Raw genomic sequence first — 17,295 nt, forward strand, 5'->3', positions numbered from 1 at the left:
CTTCAGCTCACCACTTTGGTCATGACGCCCACGGGTACGGCGATGAAACCGGCCGTGAGCAGCAGCGCGAGAAAGTTGGCGACGGTCTTCAGGGCGCGGTCGCGGGCCTTGCTGCCGACGCCGAGGGTCTGGGCGGCGCTCCAGAAGCCGTGCCGGACGTGCAGGCCGAGCGCGAGCATCGCGACGATGTAGATCACGTTGCCGTACCAGGTGGAGAAGGTGTCCACGACGTTCTGGTACGGGTGACCCTCCTGGAAGCCACCGGAGTGCACGGTGCCGGTCGTCAGGTCGAGGATGTGCCAGACGATGAACAGGCCGAGGATGATCCCGCCCCAGCGCATCGTGCGGGTCGCGTAGCTCGCCCGCGGCTTCTTGTGGACGTACTTGCTCGGACGCGCCCGGATGTCGCGGCGGCTGAGCTGGTACGCCGAGGTGGCGTGGGCGACGACGGCGACCACCAGCACCACGCGGACGAGCCAGAGCGTCCACTCGTAGTGCATGAACGGCTCGCCGACGGTGCGCAGCCAGTGCGCGTAGTGGTTGAACTCGCCGGACCCGAAGAAGATCTTCAGGTTGCCGATCATGTGGACGACCAGATACAGCAGCATGATCAGGCCGCTGACGGCCATCACGCTCTTCTTGCCGACGGAGGAGTCCCACACGGTGCGTGCCATGGACGACCGTCGGTCCGTCCGCGTTGCCAGAGCCATGTCACAGCACGCTACGGGCGTGCCGCCGATCGGTCCAAGACATGGTCCGGCTTGATTCCATAGCCTGGGGCTATCGTGAGGGCATGCAGTTCCAGCAGCTCCAGTACTTCGTGGCGGTCGCCGAGACCCGGCACTTCACCCGGGCCGCCGAGGTGGTCCATGTCGCCCAGCCGTCCCTGTCACAGCAGATCAAGGCGCTGGAGCGGGAGTTGGGCGCGGACCTGTTCCTGCGGGCGCGCGGCAACATCACCCTCACCGACGCGGGCGAGGCGCTGCTGCCGCTGGCCCGGCGCATCCTCGCGGACGCGGACACCGCCCGGCACGAGGTGCAGGAGCTGGTGCAGCTGCGCAGCGGCCGCGTCCGGCTGGGCGCGACACCGAGTCTGTGCACCGGCCTGCTGCCGGACGTGCTGCGCGCCTTCCACGACCGCTATCCCGGGATCCGGCTGCTGATCGAGGAGGGCGGCTCCCACGATCTCGTACGGGAACTCGCCCGCGGTGCCCTCGACCTGGCCCTCGTCGTCCTCCCGCTGCCGACGCCCTCCCCGGCGCTGACCACGGTGGAACTGCTGCGCGAGGACCTCGTCGTGGTGTCCTCCCCGGACGCCCCCAAGCCGGGCCGGGGCCGGCGCACCGTGCGCGTCGCCGACCTGGAGGGCGAGCGCCTGGTGATGTTCCGGCACGGCTACGACCTGCGGGAGCTGACCGTGGCCGCGTGCCGCGCCGAGGGCTTCGAGCCGGACTTCGCGGTGGAGGGCGGCGAGATGGACGCGGTACTCGGTTTCGTCCGGGCGGGCCTCGGCATGGCCGTCGTACCCCGCATGGTCGCGGCCCGCTCCGGGCGCGGCCTGCGCGTCACCCCGCTGGCCCGCCCCGGCCTCCACCGCGCGATCGCCCTCGCACACCGCAGCGACGTGGCCCCGCCACGAGCGGCACGCGAACTGCAACGGATGCTGCTGGAGCGCTGAGGGTGGCCGGTTCCGGACCGCCGGCTTCAGCGGCGCCGCTCAGCCCCGGCGATGCGGTGCTCCTCGACGAGGCGCGGTCGCCCTGAAGCCGAGGCGACCGCCGACCGAGGGACCCGGGCGCGGCGCCCCGAACCCTGACCCGGCGGGGCAGCGCAGACCACGGGACGACAGGCCCGGCGCGAGACGGCCCCGGAGCCGACGCCGGGCGCGGCCGCCAAGGCCGACCACGGCGCGGGCTACTGGAGACGATCCCGGCTCGGTACACATCCGAGTCGGCCGCCGCACGGATCACCATCCGGCCCCGCTCAGCCCGTCGCGTCCACCAGGGCCAGCTCGTGCAGCCGCTCCGGTGGGCCGGGGCGGGCGTAGTACCAGCCCTGGGCGGTGTCGCAGCCCAGTATCCGCAGTTGCTCGGCCTGGGCGCCGGTCTCCACGCCCTCCACCGTCACCGCGAGGTTCAGGCTGTGGGCAAGCGAAACGATCCCCTCGACGATCTTGAGGTCGACCGGGTCCGCCGGGAACTGCTGCATGCTCTGGGTGAAGGAGCGGTCCAGCTTGAGGATGCTCACCGGAAGGCGGCGCAGGTTGGCCAGGTTCGAGTAGCCGGTGCCGAAGTCGTCCAGGGCGATGTCGACGCCCATCTCGGCCAGGCGCCGCAGCGGCTTCAGCAGGTCGTCGTCGGCCCCGATCAGGGCCGACTCGGTGACCTCCAGGCACAGCGCCTCGGGTGCGACGCCCATACGTTCCAGGATGTCGACGGTGTCCTGCACCAGACCGGGGTGCGTGAGCTGGCAGGGCGAGAGATTGACGTTGATCCGCAACGGCCCCGCGCCGGTGTGCCGTTCGGCCCACTCGCGCGCCTGGCGTACCGACTGTTCGAGGACCCAGCGCCCCAGCGGCACGATCAGCCCGGTGTGCTCGGCGAGCGGGATGAACCGGTCGGGGCCGAGGACGCCGTGCTGCGGGTGCAGCCAGCGCACCAGGGCCTCGGCGCCGCGTACGCTGCCGTCGCCGAGGTGGACCAGCGGCTGGTACTCGATGAAGAACTCGCCCCGGTCCAACGCCGCCGGCAGTGCCGTGGTCAGTCCGTGCCGGGTGATCGCGCGGGCGTCGGCCTCCGGATCGGCGAGCTCGAAGCGGTTGCCGCCCGCCGACTTGGCCCGGTACATGGTGATGTCGGCGCTGCGCAGCACCTCCGCCGGGCTGCGCTCTCCCACCGGGCCCTCCACGATGCCGATGCTGCCGCGCACGGTCAGCTCACGGCCGTCGACGCTGATGGGGGCGATCATCGCGTTCATGATGCGCGCGGCGAGCTCGTCGACCTCGCGCTCGGTGTCCGGCCCGGTGGTCAGCGCCACGAACTCGTCACCGCCGAGCCGGGCGACCATCTCGCCGGGTGCGGTCGCGCAGGACTGCAGCCGGTCGGCGACCTCGACGAGCAGCCGGTCGCCGGCCGCGTGCCCGAGGCTGTCGTTGATGGTCTTGAAGCCGTCGAGGTCGAGGTAGCACAGCCCGAAGCGCTGGCCCTTCCCGGCGCCCAGTGCCTTCTCCAGGCGCTCGAAGAAGAAGGTGCGGTTGGGCAGGCCGGTGAGCGCGTCGTGGGTGGCCTCGTAACGCAGCCGCAGGTTGAGCAGGCGACGCTCGGTGGTGTCCTCCATGAGGGCCAGCTGGTACTGCGGGTTGCCGTCGGCGTCACGCAGCAGGGAGACCGTCAGATTGGTCCACAGGACCGTTCCGTCAGGGCGGTAGAAGGCCTTCTCCGTGTGGTAGTGCTCGCGCTCGCCGCGGACGAGTTCGTCGTAGAGCTTCCAGGTCTGGGGCGCGTCCTCGGCATGGGTCCACTCCATGACGTTGCGGCCGCGCATGGTCTGTTCGGAGATGCCGAACATGCGCAGCAGCGCTCCGTTGACCTGGAGGATGTTGCCTTCGAGGTCGGCCATGCCGATACCTATGGCCGCGCCCTCGAAGACCGCGCGGAAGCGGGCCTCGGTCGCGTGCAGCGCCTGGGCGACCACGCCCTGCGCCTGCAGCGCCGCCTGCGCGATGGCCTCCTGTTCGGCCAGCGTCCGCTCGCGCAGCGCCTGGGCGAACCCGGCGGCCATGGCGTGCTGCAGCCGCGCGGCACGCGCCCGCAGGTCCTCCTGGTCGCCTCCCTCGCCGCAGTAGAGCACCAGGTAGGCGTCGACGCAGTCGAGCGTGCGGCTCAGCGCGTCCGGGTCGGTGCAGTGCGCGCCGACCAGGGCCGCGCCCAGCGCCTTGGCCTCGTCGGCGTCGAAGATCCGCGCCCGCAGCGCGTCGCTCAACCGCCGTGCCAGCGGGAGCAGTTGTTTCTCGAACTCGGGCCGGGTCGCGGACGTCGAGGTGACCGGGAACACGGCCCGGCTCCAGATCGTCGCGAACCGCCGGAGTCTGTCCTCGGGCCCGTCCGGTTCCGCGCTCACGCCGTACGCCCCACGCCCGCGAACCCGGAGAACGCATACGGATCCTCGTCCTCCGGTGCGGTGTCCGGCCGCCAGTGCGGCGGCGGCACGAGTCCGGGTTCCACCATGTCGTACCCCTCGAAGAACCGCGCGATCTCCTCGCGCGAGCGCATGATCAGCGGGTTGCGGATGTCCTTGTACACGTCCACCGCGCCCTCGGCTCGCTCCGGTGGCAGCGGGATTCCCTCGTACGAGGCATGCGTCAGGATCAGCATGCTGCCGGGCGCGAGCGCGTCGCGCAGTTCGGCCACCGCTCCGTACGGGTCGTCCGCGTCTTCCACGAAGTGCAGTATGGCAACGAGCAGCAGCGCCACCGGCCGGTTCAGGTCGATCAACCGCTGTACCTCGGGGCTCGCGAGGATCTCCCGGGGCTTGCGCAGGTCGGCCGCGACCACCGCGGCCCCGTCGACGCCGGCGAGGACCGCCTCGCTGTGCGCCACCGCCACCGGGTCGTGGTCGACGTACATCACGTGGGCGTCGGGGCAGGTCGCCCGGGCCACCTCGTGGACGTTTCCGAAGGTCGGGATGCCCGAGCCGATGTCGAGGAACTGGGTGACGCCCTCGTCCACGGCGAAGCGCACCGCGCGGCGCATGAACGCCCGGTTCGCCTGCATGATCTTCGGAAGTCCCGGCATGAACTCCATGGCCTTGCGGGCCGCTTGCCGGTCGACCTCGAAGTTGTGCGAACCGCCCAGGTAGTAGTCGTAGATGCGCGAAACGCTCGGCACCGAGATGTCGATGCTTCGTGGGGCCCAGGCGGGACGCTCCATCTATCTCTCCAAGGCGTAGGCGATCCGGTGTTCGAGAGCAGAGGCTACTGATCGCCCGCCAATGGAGCGAGCAGAAACGGAAATTGACCATCCGTTCCCGGTCACTGCCTGCGGCACGTGCCGAATTGATGCCCCGCCGCATCCTGCACGAAAAGTGCCCGCGACACTCCGGCGCGTTTCGCCCGTATCCGGAATCGGGCGGGCGACTCGCGGGGAGTTGCGGGGAATGACGGCAAACCGGTCCGCCCCCTCCGTGCGGCGCGGAGGGGGCGGACCGGTGGATCGGGACGCCGTCTCTACTGCTCGGGCGCTCCGACCGGCTTTCCGTCGGGTGCCACGGCGTACCACGTGCCGCCGACGCCCTGGCCGTTGGTGTCGCCGGCGGCCTTGTCGCCTGCGAACGTGTAGATGGGCGAGCAGTTCACCGTCATCTGCTTGACGCCGTCGGAGCGGGTGAAGCTCATCAGGCCCTTCTTCTGGACGTCCTTGGTGTCGTTCGTCGCCACGGGGGCGACGGCCGGCCACTTCTCCAGGCAGGCTCCGGTGCAGTTGGACACCGGCTTGGGCCAGGCCTCGTCCTTCATGAAGCGGTAGACCGTCATGCCGTTCTTGTCGACGACGATCTCGCCGAGCTCGGGGTCCTTGCGGGTGGACAGCCCGGGCAGGTCGGTGATCTTGGCCTTCTTGCCGTCGGGCGCCAGCGCGTACCACTTGCCGCCCACGCCCTGACCGGTGACGTCGCCGGCCTTGGTGTCCTTCGCGTAGCGGTACGCCGGCCAGCCGCCGATGGTCAGCTGCTTGGTGCCGTCGGCGCGGGTGACCTCGCCGAGCAGCGACTCGTCGACACCGGCGCCCGCCTCGGCGTCGTCCGCGGGAACGGGCGGCCAGGCCTTGGCACAGTCGCCGTCGCAGTTGGACTTCGGCGGTTCGGCCGTGTCCTGGTCGAAGCGGTAGAGAGTGAGGCCCGCGCTGTCGGTCAGCACGTTGCCGAGTTCCGCGTTGGTGGACACGTTCAGCTCGCCCGCGGTGGACGTCTGGGCCGCGGGGCCCTGTCCTCCGGCCTCGGCGGTGCTCGTGTCCGTGCTGGAACCGGTACCGATGCCGCCGACGGTGTAGTCGCCCGCCGCGGCCGTCGCGCCGACGTTCTGGCTGCCGGCCGACGGCGTGCCGCTTTCCTGGCCGCACGCCGTCGTCAGCGCCAGCACCGCCGCAGCGCTCGCCACGAGTGATGCGCTCCGCCAGGAGGTCTTCATCGTCAACTCCCCATACTTTCAAAGGTGTTGCAACGCCCTGCTGCGCCGCCGCACGACCATGAATACGCGGCGGGGCCATCGTTGTGTTCAACCGCCCCGCACATTTCTTTCCGAAACCTGTGACACGGCCGTTCCCTCTTTCGGGGCAATGCCCTCCTGACCTGACGTGCGAGGGCCCGCAAGGCCTCATGATCTCCGTCGTGCATCGACCCGAACCGACCCGATCCGCCGTCGCCATACGGGTGTTCGCCCTGTTGACACTGACGTGGATGCTCGTGGGCGCGCCGGCCGAGGTGGCCGAGGCCACCGCCTGCGCATCCGCCTCGACGGGGCCGGGCGGCACGCAGGCGGTGGCGGTCGCCGGCAGCTTCACCTGGCCGACTCCTCCGGCCTGCCCGCCGCCGCCTCCCCCGCCGCCGTGCCCGACACCCACGCCCACACCCACGCCGACACCGACTCCCCCACCGCCGCCGACTCCGGAACCGCCCCCATCCCCTCCGTCGCCGAAACCGCGGCCCACGCCGACGCCCGAGCCGCCTCCGCCTCCGCCTCCTCCGGCAGCGCGGCCGGCCCCGCCCCGTCCGCAGCCGACGCCCACGCCGACTCCGCCCCCACCACCTCCACCGCCGGCCCCCACCCCGACGCCGTCGGTGAAGCCCACCCCGCGCCCGTCCGTCACGCCGGTGACGTATCCGCGCTACAAGGCACACCCCCGCAAACGACCGGCCCACGGCGCCACGTCGCCGGTCACCTACGTCCTGCTCATCACCGCCCCCGCGGTGATCGCCGTCGCCGCGCTGCGGCCGCGCTAGTGCTGATCCTGGAGGCACCCCTTGCCGGAATGGCTTGTTCTCACCCTCGCGATGCTGGCCGCCTGCGTCGTGGTGGTCGTCATCACCCTCGTACGGCACCGCAGGGCACCCGAGGACGAGGACCCCAACGAGACGCCGGACGTCATCGAGTACATGACGATGTGGATCGGCGTCGTGTACGCCATCGTCCTGGGCCTGGCCATCGCCGGTGTCTGGGAGGCGCGCAGCGCGGCCCAGGACCACGTCCAGGCGGAGGCGCAGGCGCTGCACGAGATCTCGGAGCGGGTCAGGGTCTACCCGGCCGACGTCCGTGACCGCATTCGGGGCGATGTCAACGCCTATGTCGGACACGTCGTCACCAAAGAGTGGAAGACGATGGCCGACACCGGCCAGATCACCGAGCGGGGCACCGAGCTTCTCGAGCAGGTCCGCGTCGACGTCACCGACTACGAGCCGAGGACCGACTTCGAGGCCCAGGCCTACCAACCGGTCCTCGACCAGATGGCCACCGCCGACCAGGCGCGCAACGCCCGGGCGGACTCGGCGGCGCCCACCATGCCGGGCGTGGTGTGGTTCGGCCTCATCGGCGGTGGCGCGGCCACCATCGGAATGATCTTCGCGCTGCAGATCCGGCGTACGACCCGGGAACTGATCCTCGCCGGGCTGTTCTCCGCGCTGATTGCCTTCCTGCTCTTCCTGATCTGGGACTTCGACGCCCCGTACAGCCGAGGCATCACGGCGTCGGCCGACCCGTTCCTGAGTCTCTTCCCGGACATCAAGGGCTGACGGCGCGGCATCGGACGGCCGCTGACAGGTCCTCACCACAGAGGCGGTCCGGGGGCCGCCCGCCACACCGCCGGTGTCCCCCGGACGCGGGCACGCGGTCCCCCGTGCGGCCCAGGCGCTTACCCCATTCGCACTACTGCGATCGCGCGGACGCACACATGTTCCTAGCGTTTCGGTCATCGAGGTGCATTTCTGGCGCAAGCGGAAAAGGTCCGCGGCTGCTCCTCGGGGACCCGGAGGACTCATCATGCGCGCGATACGCGTCGCTTCGGCCGCACTGCTGGGCGTGAGCGCCCTGACCCTCACCGCCTGCGTCGCCCAGGCGAGCGCCGAGACCTCAGGCTTCCGGGTCGCCGTCCTGCCCGAGACCATCGCGGCCGGCGGACAGGTGACCCTGCGCGCGACCGGCTGCGACCAGGCCGTGTTCGTCACCTCCGGCGTCTTCGACGACCTCACCATCCACCGGGGCCAGACCTCGGCCACCGCCATGGTCGACTGGGACGCCAAACCGGGCGCCATCTACGAGGTGACCTTCCACTGCGGCACCTTCTGGCAGAACGCGAGCCTCACCATCGCCGGCGGCCACCCGACACCGGTGCCGATCGACCCGACGCCGGCGCCGGTGCACCCGAGCCGGGGCGTGCACGCCGGTGAGGGTGGCACCATCGCCGGCTTCGACCTCAAGGAGATCGGCCTGGGGCTGGCGCTCATCACCGGATCGGTCGGGGCGGCGTACCACTTCTCCCGTCGCCGCACCGGCGACGACGACGCCTGACCGACCGCGTCGCCGACCGCACGGGCCACTTCGCCCCGGCTCCCTGACGGGACCGGGGCGAAGTCCTGTGCACGTGCGATCCGTTGCTTCGAAGGGGGAGGCCGGATCAGGATCCGGGACCGTCAGATCCGGTTCTCGGACCGGCGGCGCATCCAGAACACGGCTCCGCCGACGACGGCCGCGGCCACGAGCCCGCCGCCGATGGCGATGTCGGCCGGCGTCGCCCCGGTGGAGCTGCTGCCGCCGATACCGCCCTGGACGCCTCCGATGACGGTGAAGGCCGCCGGGTTCGTCAGGATGCGGCCGTTGCAGTTGACCGTGATGCTGTGCGAACCCGGACGCGCGTTGCGGTTGATCGTCGCGGTGCCCTTCGCCGTCTGGTTGGCGCCGTGGATCGGCGTCAGCGGTGTGCTCGGGAACGCGTCCGAGGTCATGGTGCCGCCGGTGGGGCAGTTGTCGACAGTGACGGTCAGCTGCCCACCGCGGGCGATGACGCTTGGCTGGGCGACGATGTTGGTCGGGCTGACGCCCATGCCGTCCCGGGCGACGGCCGCGGGGGCGGCGAGCCCGAGAGCGGCGATCGCGGCGCCGGTGACCGCCAGGGCACGAGTAGTACGCATGTGTTCCTCCGCGGGAGACACCCCGGGAACCGTCCCCGGTCGATCGGCGAGAAAGTGCCTCCCAGACAGACCCTCAGATGCCTTGCGGCGACCCGCATTTCGGGAATGGTCCGTCCTGGTGAGAGGACACGCCGAAGAAAAAGCACACAATCGGATATCACCGCAGGTCACGGACCGTCAGAAAATATTTGCGGGCGGCAACTCGGATGGCGCACCGGCGGCGGCGCGGGCCACCCGTTCGCATCCGCCCCGTCGCCGGTTTCCCTCGTGAGACTTAGCGTTCTCGTATGCGCGAATGACGTGGCGACGGCCGCGTCGAGAGGGGAAGTCGAATGTCTGCGTCCGTACTGGCCGAGCTGGCCGAAGAGGAGGAGCGGCGGAAGAAGCGCGCTCCTTGGGGCGTGATAGCGCTTGTTCTGCTGACCGGCCTCGCGCTCATTCGCAACGGTTCGGGAGAGTTCGACATCGGGCCGCCGCAGCCCGCCTCGGCGGCCGCGGCGGACAGCCGTCTGTCCGGCTCCACCTTCGCCAGGGCCGATCCCCTGCCGTACTCCCTTCCCGACCGCGTCAGGCTCCCGGCGATCAACGTCGACGCGCCGGTCATCCCGGTGGGCCTGGACATGGACGGCTGGGTCGCCGCACCGCCACCGGAGGACCCGAACCTGGCCGGCTGGTTCACCGGTGCGGTCTCCCCCGGCGAGAAGGGCACCGCGGTCGTCGTCGGCCACGTCGACAACAAACAGGGCCCCGCCGTGTTCTACGGGCTGGGGGCCCTGAAGAAGGGCAATCGCGTCGAGATCACGCGCAAGGACCAAAAGACGGCCGTATTCGAGATCTACGGCGTCGAGGTCTTCGAGAAGAACAACTTCCCCGGCGACCGTGTCTACGGTTCCAAGGGCCATCCCGAACTGCGGGTCATCACCTGCGGGGGCGGTTTCTCCCAGCAGAACGGTTACGAGGGGAACGTCGTCGCCTTCGCCCGCATGGTCGAGGTCCGCTGAGCGTTCCCCGACCCGGCGGGCGGTGGTTTGCGGTTACGCGTACTGCCGTCGCGGGACGGTGATGTGATAGCCGGAGTCGAGCAGTTGCGGGAGATATTCGCGCAGCGCCCTGACACTCTGGGTGCGGTCGCCCCCGGCGTCGTGCGAGAGCACCACGACGCCGGGGGCGGCGCCGTTCTCCACCCGTCCGACGATGGTCCGGGTGCCGGGAGTGGTCCAGTCGAGGGTGTCGACGGTCCAGGCCAGCGGTTCCATGCCGAGTTCGGCGCCGAGTTGGAAGGTGGCGCGGTTCCAGGCTCCGTAGGGCGCGCGGAACCACACGGGCGGCTCGCCGTACGCCTCCTCGATCACCTCGCAGGTGCGTTCCATCTCCGAGCGGATCCGCCCGCGGCTCAGGCGGGTCAGCAGCGGGTGGGACCACGTGTGGTTGCCGACGACGTGTCCCTCGTCGGCCATGCGGGCCAGCAGGTCCCGGTTGTCGGCGGCCGTCTCCCCGCACACGAAGAACATCGCGCGGACGTCGTACTGCGCCAGGATGTCCAGGATGTCCGGGGTGTAGCGGGGGTCGGGCCCGTCGTCGAAGGTCAGCACCATGGAGCGGCCGCGCCCGGACATGCGCAGGAGCGGCTCGCGCCGGACGAGGGGCCTGGCGGGAACGGCCGGGGGCGGGCCGTATCCGGTCAGGGGCTGGAGACGGTAGGCGGAGGGCTTGAGTGCGAGGTGTGTCCGGGGGCCGGCCGCGGGGGCGGCGGACCGGACCGGCTGTGGGCCGGTGACCGCCGCCAGCACGCCGGCCGTCCCGGCCGCCCCGCAGGCCCCGGCCCCGAAGAGCAACGCCCGGCGCCGCGTGAGCAGCCGTGTGAGCAACTGATCCTTCGTCATGACTCATCAGTCGCCCGGAGTGGACCCGGCGCACCACAGCAACACCGGGGCGGCCGCACGATTCCACCCGCCCGGTCCAACCGGGGCGGTGCCGACCTCACCCGACCGGTGCAGCGAAGCACCGTGGGGATCGTCAGCGTCGGCGCACAGCGGACGTGGCAAGGTCTCACGGATGGTCAGGGGCGGAACACGACAAGTCGGTCGATGCCGAGCCGGAGGCCGCCGATGGGGAGGTGGCGGTATGCGAGAGCGCCCACCGGGCAGAGGTCGGTGCTGCCGGCGCGCAGCCGGGCGAGGGCGCGGTGCCGGATGCGGACCTGTCGGGCAGGTCCGCATCCGGTTCGCCGGGCCTGGCTTCGTCCCCTCCGTCGAGGCCGAGCGCCGGGAGCGGCGGCAGGCCTTCGGTCGTGGCCGGCCGGTGCCCGCCCTTCGGGTGCCCTCTTCCCCGGAGTTCGTGCAAGGAAGGTACGGAGACGGAGCGTTCGGCGAAGGCGAGGGAGACCCGGGGTAGGCCCAGTGCGGCCGCGCCCAGTTCGGCGGCCTTGGTCCCCATGACGCGGTCGGGGGCGCTTGGGTCACGGCGCATCAGGTCGAGTAGGGCGCCGGCCCCGCCCCAGGGCACGAAGGAGAGCGGGGCGAGCAGTGCGCGGCCGGCCAGGACCAGCGGGCCGGGACAGACGACCGCCCGCCACCAGGCGATCTTCATGCGGGCAGCGGCGGCGAGCGGAGACGGCGTGGGCGAGATCGGTGCTGACGGCCCCGCCGCCTCGCCCGTCGAGACGTCCCTGACGGGGGCGGGACCTGCGGTTTCCGATAGCCTCGCAGCCGTGACGGAACAGCAGCGATCGCAAGGGTTCGAGCGGGGCACGGACGGCCCCAAGGTCATCGTGGTCGGGGTGGACGGTTCCGACTCCTCGCTCCGCGCCGCGGCGTACGCCGGTGGCCTGGCCCGGCGACAGCACGCTCTGCTCGCGGTCGTCTATGTGCAGCCGGTGCTCGCGGCGGGCGCGGCGCTCGGGGCGCCGGTCACCGACACGACCGACGAGATCGCCGAGGACCTGGTGACGCAGATCCGGGACGCGGCCGAGCACAGCAAGGGGATATTCGACGTGCGCTGGGAGTTCCACACCTTCCGGGGCGACCCCTACAACGGACTGGTGAGGGCGGCGGACGACCTCAAGGCGGACGCGGTGGTGGTGGGCGCCTCGGAGCAGGCCGGCCACCGGATCGTCGGCTCGGTGGCGGTACGGCTGGTGAAGGCGGGACGGTGGCCGGTGACGGTGGTGCCGTAGGCGCGCCTGTGCCTGCCGGGGGTGCGCCCGCCGCCACGCTGGCCGCCCTTCACGACCGGCGCGCCACCAAGGCCTGTCGGCGGATCAGGTCGCATGAAATCGGCGGGCGCCTCGACGCGGAGCGTCGGCAGCCGACGACAACGCCGCAGATCCGCGATGCGGGCCCCGCGCCTGCGGCATGATCCGCCGGACAAGCCCTACAGGGTGCGGAGGAAGTCGAGCAGGATCTCGTTGAAGAGCTCCGGCTTCTCCAGGTTCGGGTAGTGGCCGACACCCTCGATGGCCCGGGAGCGGCCGTCCGGGACGGTGCCGGCGAGGCGCTGTGCCGCGTCGATCAGGTCGGCCGGTTCGAGGCCGCCGTTGACGGTGAGCACCGGGACGTCGATCTTCGGCAGGCGGGACCACGAGTCGGTCACCCGCACGAGCCAGTCCTTCTCGTCGGGCGTGTGCTTCGAGATGGTGTTGAGCGCCATCTCCCGCAACCGGCGCGGGATCCGCGGGTCGATCTCGTCGGCGCCGCGATGCTCGCCCGGCACGACACGCAGGAAGGCCGCGAGCCAGCCCTCGATGTCACCGGCGCCCAGCGTGCGCGCGTACTCGGCCTGGATCTCCCGGTGCCAGGGATCCGTGTACTGGAAGTCGCCGGTCGCGGCGCCACAGGTGACGACCGCGCGGACGAGCTCCGGATGCTCCAGCACGGTGTCGGTGGCGATGACCCCGCCCATCGACAGGCCGACGAGGACGGCGGGGCCCGCGTCGAGGTGGCGCAGCAGACCGGCGAGGTCGTCGGCCCAGCGGAACGGTTCGCTCGCGTTGGCGGAGGATCCGTGGCCGCGTACGTCCGGGGCGATCACGCGGTGTCCGGCGGCGAGGGCCGCGATCTGGTCGTCCCAGAACCGGTGGTCGACGTACCCCGCGTGGATCAGGACCACGAGATCCCCAAAGCCGGCGTCGAGGTAGGCGAGGTCGCCGTCGCCAGAGGGGAAGAAGCGAAGCTCCGAAGCAGCAGTCATGACAACCAAGGTGTCATCATCGGGGAGTTTTGACAACCGAAGTGTCATGATGGCCGTATGGACGACACCGGCACACCCCTGGCCCCCGACGAACTCGGCGACCGCCTCACCGAGGTGTTCGACCTCGTGGGCCCGCTCTACCGGCGCGCCGCGCGCAAGGTGGAGCAGGGCGAACCGATCGAGGGCGCGTCCGCCGGTGTACGCGCCGTGCTGAACCTGCTGCGCCGGAACGGGGCCATGACGGTGCCCCAGATGGGCAGGGCGCAGGCCCTGAGCCGGCAGTTCGTCCAGCGCATGGTCAACGAGGCGGCGGCCCGGGGCTGGGTGGAGATCACGCCCAACCCCGCGCACCAGCGGTCCTCGCTGATCCGGCTCACCGAGGCGGGGCAGGCCACCATCGTCGCCGTCCTGGCACGGGAACACACCCTCAACCGCCAGGTGGGCGGCGATCTGACCGACGCCGAGGTCCGGGCCTGCGTGCGGGTGCTGACCGAGATGGTGCGCACCTTCGACGACGTGGACGTGGACTGAGCCGGGCTACTTCCCCATCACCAGCCCGTCCTTCGCCGCGCCCCGGCTCAGGACGACGTCCCGGATGCGGTCGCGCACACCCCGCACGTCGGCGCCCTGGGCGAGCGCCTCGTTCAGGTTCAGCACGCGGCCCGCGTCGACGTCGAACACCTGCGGCACGAACTCGGCCCTGGTCACCCGCCAGCGCTCCCCGGGCCGGGCGGGCGGGGCGAAGGTGAAGCGGCCCAGGGTGGACTGGTTGCCGCGCGGGTCCTGGGCGCCCTCGTGGTTGAACATCTCGCCGGCGATCTGGTCGCCCATGCCGTAGATCACCCAGGTGCCGTTGACCTTCTCGTAGGCCTGCGGGACGTGGGCGTGGGTGCCGAGGATCAGGTCGATGTCGGGGCGGCCGCCGGTACGGGCGGCGGTGAGCGAGCGGGCCAGGGTCAGTTGCCGCTCGTCGGGGGCGTCCTGCCATTCGGTGCCCCAGTGCAGGGACACGAGGACCACGTCGGCACCGGCCTTCCGGGCCGCCCGCGCGTCCGCGACGATCTTGTTCTCGTCGATCAGGCCGACGGCCCAGGGCTGCCCTTGCGGGAGCGGGAAGCCGTTCGTGTCGTAGGTGTAGGCGAGGTGCGCGACCTTCGCGGGACCCGCGCGCAGGATCGTGACCGCGCCTGCCTCGGACTCGGTGCGGGCCGAACCGGCGTGCCGTACGCCCGCCCGGTCCAGGGCGTCCAGAGTGCGGCGGATACCGTCGGCGCCGTCGTCGAGGCTGTGGTTGGAGGCGGTGGAGCAGCCGTCGTAGCCGGTGGCGGCGAGGGCCGGCGCCACTTCGGGCGGGGACTTGAAGGTGGGATAGCCGGTGTAGTCGCCGTTCTCGCCGTAGACGGTCTCCATGTGACACAGCGCCAGGTCGGCGCGGGAGACGACGGGTTCGATCCCGGCGAGCATCGGACGGAAGTCGTAGCCGGTGCCGCCCGCGTCGAAGCGGGCGCGGTCGATGATGGAGCTGTGCGGGAGGACGTCGCCGGAGGCGACCAGCGTGAAGCCTTTGTCCTTGGCCGGCGCGGGACGTCCCGGCCGGGTGGGCGTGTCCTGGTCCTGGGCCTGGCAGGCGGCGCCCGCGGCGAGGAGGGCCGTGAGGGCCAGGGCCACCTGCCGTCTGCGTGCAATCATCGGCTCACCCCATTGTGGTCATATTTACGCACAAATAGGTACGACCTTGACGACGACCGCAAACAACCTTCCCGCCCTCTTTAGGCCGTCCGGAGCCCGCGAACGACCGGACGCGGACCGTTCGTCGAACCGTTCGCCGACGCGATCGACCGTCCGCCGCAGACCTGTGCGCCCGCCCTGTCCAGAAACGGCCCCCTGTTGTGCCATGCAGCCATGACGGCCGGAACCACTCTCACGAACGGGACGACCGCCGAGCACGAGCTCGCCGCACTGCAGCGCGAGCACGGCCGGCCCCTCTTCGCGCTCCTGCTCCGGCTCTGCGACGGCGACCGGCAGCGCGCCGAGGACCTCGTCCAGGAGACGCTCGTACGCGCCTGGCAGCACCCCGAGGCCCTGCGCGCCGACGACTTCGAGTCCGTACGGCCCTGGCTGCTGACCGTGGGCAGGCGGCTCGCCATAGACGCGCGACGGGCCCGGCAGGCGCGGCCGGCGGAGGTCGGCGACGCGATCCTGGAGAACGCCCGGGTGTGCGGCGACCACGCCGAGCGGGCGGCCGCCGCCCTCGATGTGCGCGAGGCTGTGAAGACACTCACTCCGCAGCACCGTGAAGTCCTGGTGCTGGTGTATTTCCAAGGGGCGAGTGTGGCGGAGGCCGCGGAAAGCCTCGGCATTCCTCCCGGTACCGTGAAGTCCCGCGCGTACTACGCGCTGCGCGCCCTGCGCCGGGTGCTTCCCGGATACGCGGCCGACCTGCGGTGAAACCCATGGCCGAGTCAAGCCTCCGTAAAGCGCCTTGCCTCTGACCCCGGTTGAGTAATCGGCTGTCCTCATCCGTGTTCCGCACTGGGGCCCGGCGACGGGCGACGCGCACGCACCGGAGGAAGGCAGGAAGGAATGCTGCACAGAGGTCAAGAGAGCACGGACGGCGCCGGCGGCGGCGAACTGACCGTCCCCATGGCGTGGTTCTACGCCGAGTACATCGCCGACGAACTGCTGCGGTCCGGGGAGTTGATGCCACCGACGTCGTTCGAGTTCCGCGCCGGGCGGGACGCCCTGGCGCTGACCATCTTCCTGTCCGACACCGACGGTGAACTGTCCGGCATCCAGGTCGTCTCCCAGTTGGAGAACTGGCTGTCGCTGACGGCATACGACCAGCCGTGGCAGGACTGGGTGAGCGAGCGGATGACCGCGCTCACCGCCGCCGAGGCCGCCACCGACGGCCCCTCCCCCGACCTGGACCTGGCCCGGGCGGCCTGGCGCTGGCTGGAGGAGACCGAGCTGCTCGCGCCCGATCTGAACGCCGTGCCGGGCGGCGGCCCGGTGATCGGCGAGGACGAAGGGCCCAAGGTATGGACGCCTGCATGGCAGCTCGGGTTGCCTCTGGGACACCTCGCCATCCACCTTTTTTAGATTCGTTCGACTCGGACCAATCCGCGGGTCCGGCCGCTCCGAATCGTTGGTTGCGATTCTGTGTGTGCCTTGAGTGATTCGGCGGTCCGGTGCGTACCGGTGGGAGCAAGGAGTAACCCCCCACCCACTCAACGGCACGAGGATTCGTCATGAGGTCCCTGGAGAGGCATCGCGACGTCGGCGCGTACGCGCTCGGCGTGCTGGACGAGGCGGACGCCTTCCGCTTCGAGGACCACCTCATGGAGTGCCCCCGCTGTGCGGCACACGTGACCGAATTCGGGCCCGCGACCCGGCAGTTGATGCTGTACCGGCGCGCGACCCCACGCGTCGTGCACCCCACGGCGCAGCCCGGCCCCCGGATGCTGGAGCGGCTCCTCGGCGAGGTGGCGGTACGGCAGCGGGGCCGCCGCAGGCGGCTGTGGTTCGCCCTGGCCGCGTCGGTCGTCCTCGCGGTGGCCGGGCCCGGCATCGTGCTGTTGGCGAGCGACAGCAGCGGGGCGGCGGCCGCGCGGGTCACCGCGACCGACGAACGCTCGGGCGTGTGGGCCGAGGTGACGACCGAGGACGAGGTCTGGGGCAGCCAGGTGCAGCTCAAGGTCAAGGACGGCGCCGGTCCCCGTGCCTGTCTCCTCGTCGCCGTCGGCCACGACGGCTCCGAACAGACGATCACCAACTGGACCGTCCCCGACCACGACGCCCGCCCCAACACCATGCGCGGCGGCGCGTCGATGCACCCCGACCAGATCGCCCGCTTCGAGGTGCGGACGACGGGGGGCGACCACCTGGTGACGCTCCAACCCGGCTGACGGGCACGCACGTCGCCTGATTTGCCGG

Annotated in this window: 20 protein-coding genes; 10 read left to right on the top strand and 10 right to left on the bottom strand. The window is 71.1% G+C overall.

Features of this window, described 5'->3' with window-relative positions; all coding sequences use genetic code 11:
• Positions 1-2 precede the first annotated feature (2 nt).
• Positions 3-674 carry a succinate dehydrogenase gene (locus tag ACWBNA_RS35125; protein ID WP_482708556.1) on the bottom strand — a complete coding sequence of 224 codons (672 nt, stop codon included), beginning with the start codon at positions 672-674 and terminating at the stop codon, positions 3-5.
• A gap of 119 nt (positions 675-793) precedes the next feature.
• Between ACWBNA_RS35125 and ACWBNA_RS35130 the strand changes: the two genes are divergently transcribed.
• Positions 794-1,678 (top strand): LysR family transcriptional regulator, encoded by an 885-nt coding sequence (locus ACWBNA_RS35130; protein WP_482708557.1) that lies wholly within the window; start codon positions 794-796, stop codon positions 1,676-1,678.
• A 305-nt stretch (positions 1,679-1,983) separates the two neighbouring features.
• Here ACWBNA_RS35130 and ACWBNA_RS35135 read toward each other — a convergent pair whose 3' ends face one another.
• From ACWBNA_RS35135 to ACWBNA_RS35150, 4 genes are all read right to left on the bottom strand, one after another.
• Positions 1,984-4,119 (bottom strand): putative bifunctional diguanylate cyclase/phosphodiesterase, encoded by a 2,136-nt coding sequence (locus tag ACWBNA_RS35135; protein ID WP_482708558.1) that lies wholly within the window; start codon positions 4,117-4,119, stop codon positions 1,984-1,986.
• The gene (locus tag ACWBNA_RS35140) at positions 4,116-4,928 is read right to left on the bottom strand and encodes an SAM-dependent methyltransferase (RefSeq protein WP_482708559.1); all 813 of its coding nucleotides are present in this window, start codon (positions 4,926-4,928) and stop codon (positions 4,116-4,118) included. The genes ACWBNA_RS35135 and ACWBNA_RS35140 overlap by 4 nt, the downstream gene beginning before the upstream one ends.
• A 296-nt stretch (positions 4,929-5,224) precedes the next feature.
• Entirely contained in the window at positions 5,225-6,181 is a 957-nt protein-coding gene (locus ACWBNA_RS35145) for an SCO0930 family lipoprotein (protein WP_482708560.1), read from the bottom strand.
• A 369-nt stretch (positions 6,182-6,550) separates the two neighbouring features.
• Positions 6,551-6,805, bottom strand: a complete 255-nt coding sequence (locus ACWBNA_RS35150; protein WP_482708561.1) for a hypothetical protein — start codon at positions 6,803-6,805, stop codon at positions 6,551-6,553.
• A 26-nt stretch (positions 6,806-6,831) separates the two neighbouring features.
• Here ACWBNA_RS35150 and ACWBNA_RS35155 point away from each other — a divergent pair, with 26 nt between their 5' ends.
• The 3 genes from ACWBNA_RS35155 (at position 6,832) to ACWBNA_RS35165 (ending at position 8,554) form a co-directional block, all read left to right on the top strand.
• Positions 6,832-6,993, top strand: a complete 162-nt coding sequence (locus ACWBNA_RS35155; protein WP_482708562.1) for a hypothetical protein — start codon at positions 6,832-6,834, stop codon at positions 6,991-6,993.
• Positions 6,994-7,014: 21 nt separating this feature from the next.
• A complete protein-coding gene (locus ACWBNA_RS35160; protein WP_482708563.1) occupies positions 7,015-7,779 on the top strand; it encodes a bestrophin-like domain in 765 nt (254 codons plus the stop codon).
• Between the two features lie 247 nt (positions 7,780-8,026).
• On the top strand, positions 8,027-8,554 hold the full coding sequence (locus ACWBNA_RS35165; protein ID WP_482708564.1) for a hypothetical protein: 528 nt from the start codon (positions 8,027-8,029) through the stop codon (positions 8,552-8,554).
• A gap of 122 nt (positions 8,555-8,676) precedes the next feature.
• Here the strand turns inward: ACWBNA_RS35165 and ACWBNA_RS35170 are convergent, their stop codons facing one another.
• Complete coding sequence (locus ACWBNA_RS35170) at positions 8,677-9,174, bottom strand: hypothetical protein (protein WP_482708565.1); 498 nt, start codon at positions 9,172-9,174, stop codon at positions 8,677-8,679.
• A gap of 332 nt (positions 9,175-9,506) precedes the next feature.
• On the opposite strand from ACWBNA_RS35170, the gene ACWBNA_RS35175 reads away from it, so the two are divergent.
• Positions 9,507-10,175, top strand: a complete 669-nt coding sequence (locus ACWBNA_RS35175; RefSeq protein WP_482708566.1) for a class F sortase — start codon at positions 9,507-9,509, stop codon at positions 10,173-10,175.
• A gap of 33 nt (positions 10,176-10,208) precedes the next feature.
• Here ACWBNA_RS35175 and ACWBNA_RS35180 read toward each other — a convergent pair whose 3' ends face one another.
• Both ACWBNA_RS35180 and ACWBNA_RS35185 read right to left on the bottom strand, forming a co-directional pair.
• Complete coding sequence (locus ACWBNA_RS35180) at positions 10,209-11,057, bottom strand: polysaccharide deacetylase family protein (RefSeq protein WP_482708567.1); 849 nt, start codon at positions 11,055-11,057, stop codon at positions 10,209-10,211.
• Positions 11,058-11,223: 166 nt separating this feature from the next.
• Positions 11,224-11,763, bottom strand: a complete 540-nt coding sequence (locus ACWBNA_RS35185) for a hypothetical protein (RefSeq protein WP_482708568.1) — start codon at positions 11,761-11,763, stop codon at positions 11,224-11,226.
• Positions 11,764-11,884: 121 nt separating this feature from the next.
• Between ACWBNA_RS35185 and ACWBNA_RS35190 the strand changes: the two genes are divergently transcribed.
• Positions 11,885-12,349, top strand: coding sequence for a universal stress protein (locus ACWBNA_RS35190; protein WP_482708569.1), 465 nt, complete (start codon positions 11,885-11,887; stop codon positions 12,347-12,349).
• Positions 12,350-12,546: 197 nt separating this feature from the next.
• Here ACWBNA_RS35190 and ACWBNA_RS35195 read toward each other — a convergent pair whose 3' ends face one another.
• Complete coding sequence (locus ACWBNA_RS35195) at positions 12,547-13,362, bottom strand: alpha/beta fold hydrolase (protein ID WP_482708570.1); 816 nt, start codon at positions 13,360-13,362, stop codon at positions 12,547-12,549.
• A gap of 57 nt (positions 13,363-13,419) precedes the next feature.
• On the opposite strand from ACWBNA_RS35195, the gene ACWBNA_RS35200 reads away from it, so the two are divergent.
• The gene (locus ACWBNA_RS35200) at positions 13,420-13,893 is read left to right on the top strand and encodes a MarR family winged helix-turn-helix transcriptional regulator (RefSeq protein WP_482708571.1); all 474 of its coding nucleotides are present in this window, start codon (positions 13,420-13,422) and stop codon (positions 13,891-13,893) included.
• Positions 13,894-13,899: 6 nt separating this feature from the next.
• Here the strand turns inward: ACWBNA_RS35200 and ACWBNA_RS35205 are convergent, their stop codons facing one another.
• Positions 13,900-15,051, bottom strand: coding sequence for a CapA family protein (locus ACWBNA_RS35205; RefSeq protein WP_482708572.1), 1,152 nt, complete (start codon positions 15,049-15,051; stop codon positions 13,900-13,902).
• Positions 15,052-15,264: 213 nt separating this feature from the next.
• Between ACWBNA_RS35205 and ACWBNA_RS35210 the strand changes: the two genes are divergently transcribed.
• The 3 genes from ACWBNA_RS35210 (at position 15,265) to ACWBNA_RS35220 (ending at position 17,267) form a co-directional block, all read left to right on the top strand.
• Complete coding sequence (locus ACWBNA_RS35210; RefSeq protein WP_482708573.1) at positions 15,265-15,810, top strand: sigma-70 family RNA polymerase sigma factor; 546 nt, start codon at positions 15,265-15,267, stop codon at positions 15,808-15,810.
• Positions 15,811-15,945: 135 nt separating this feature from the next.
• Complete coding sequence (locus ACWBNA_RS35215; protein WP_482708574.1) at positions 15,946-16,461, top strand: hypothetical protein; 516 nt, start codon at positions 15,946-15,948, stop codon at positions 16,459-16,461.
• 149 nt (positions 16,462-16,610) lie between these two features.
• Positions 16,611-17,267 (top strand): zf-HC2 domain-containing protein, encoded by a 657-nt coding sequence (locus tag ACWBNA_RS35220; protein ID WP_482708575.1) that lies wholly within the window; start codon positions 16,611-16,613, stop codon positions 17,265-17,267.
• Positions 17,268-17,295 lie beyond the last annotated feature (28 nt).

This window comes from Streptomyces sp. Q2 (genome assembly GCF_056820935.1).

Bases quoted from the DNA above. Each gene is read 5' to 3' on its own strand.
- ACWBNA_RS35165 (WP_482708564.1), top strand. From the start codon at position 8,027: ATGCGCGCGATACGCGTCGCTTCGGCCGCACTGCTGGGCGTGAGCGCC.
- ACWBNA_RS35180 (WP_482708567.1), bottom strand. From the start codon at position 11,057: ATGACGAAGGATCAGTTGCTCACACGGCTGCTCACGCGGCGCCGGGCG.
- ACWBNA_RS35215 (WP_482708574.1), top strand. From the start codon at position 15,946: ATGCTGCACAGAGGTCAAGAGAGCACGGACGGCGCCGGCGGCGGCGAA.
- ACWBNA_RS35170 (WP_482708565.1), bottom strand. From the start codon at position 9,174: ATGCGTACTACTCGTGCCCTGGCGGTCACCGGCGCCGCGATCGCCGCT.
- ACWBNA_RS35130 (WP_482708557.1), top strand. From the start codon at position 794: ATGCAGTTCCAGCAGCTCCAGTACTTCGTGGCGGTCGCCGAGACCCGG.
- ACWBNA_RS35175 (WP_482708566.1), top strand. From the start codon at position 9,507: ATGTCTGCGTCCGTACTGGCCGAGCTGGCCGAAGAGGAGGAGCGGCGG.
- ACWBNA_RS35185 (WP_482708568.1), bottom strand. From the start codon at position 11,763: ATGAAGATCGCCTGGTGGCGGGCGGTCGTCTGTCCCGGCCCGCTGGTC.
- ACWBNA_RS35125 (WP_482708556.1), bottom strand. From the start codon at position 674: ATGGCACGCACCGTGTGGGACTCCTCCGTCGGCAAGAAGAGCGTGATG.
- ACWBNA_RS35220 (WP_482708575.1), top strand. From the start codon at position 16,611: ATGAGGTCCCTGGAGAGGCATCGCGACGTCGGCGCGTACGCGCTCGGC.
- ACWBNA_RS35195 (WP_482708570.1), bottom strand. From the start codon at position 13,362: ATGACTGCTGCTTCGGAGCTTCGCTTCTTCCCCTCTGGCGACGGCGAC.
- ACWBNA_RS35200 (WP_482708571.1), top strand. From the start codon at position 13,420: ATGGACGACACCGGCACACCCCTGGCCCCCGACGAACTCGGCGACCGC.
- ACWBNA_RS35205 (WP_482708572.1), bottom strand. From the start codon at position 15,051: ATGATTGCACGCAGACGGCAGGTGGCCCTGGCCCTCACGGCCCTCCTC.
- ACWBNA_RS35210 (WP_482708573.1), top strand. From the start codon at position 15,265: ATGACGGCCGGAACCACTCTCACGAACGGGACGACCGCCGAGCACGAG.
- ACWBNA_RS35145 (WP_482708560.1), bottom strand. From the start codon at position 6,181: ATGAAGACCTCCTGGCGGAGCGCATCACTCGTGGCGAGCGCTGCGGCG.
- ACWBNA_RS35140 (WP_482708559.1), bottom strand. From the start codon at position 4,928: ATGGAGCGTCCCGCCTGGGCCCCACGAAGCATCGACATCTCGGTGCCG.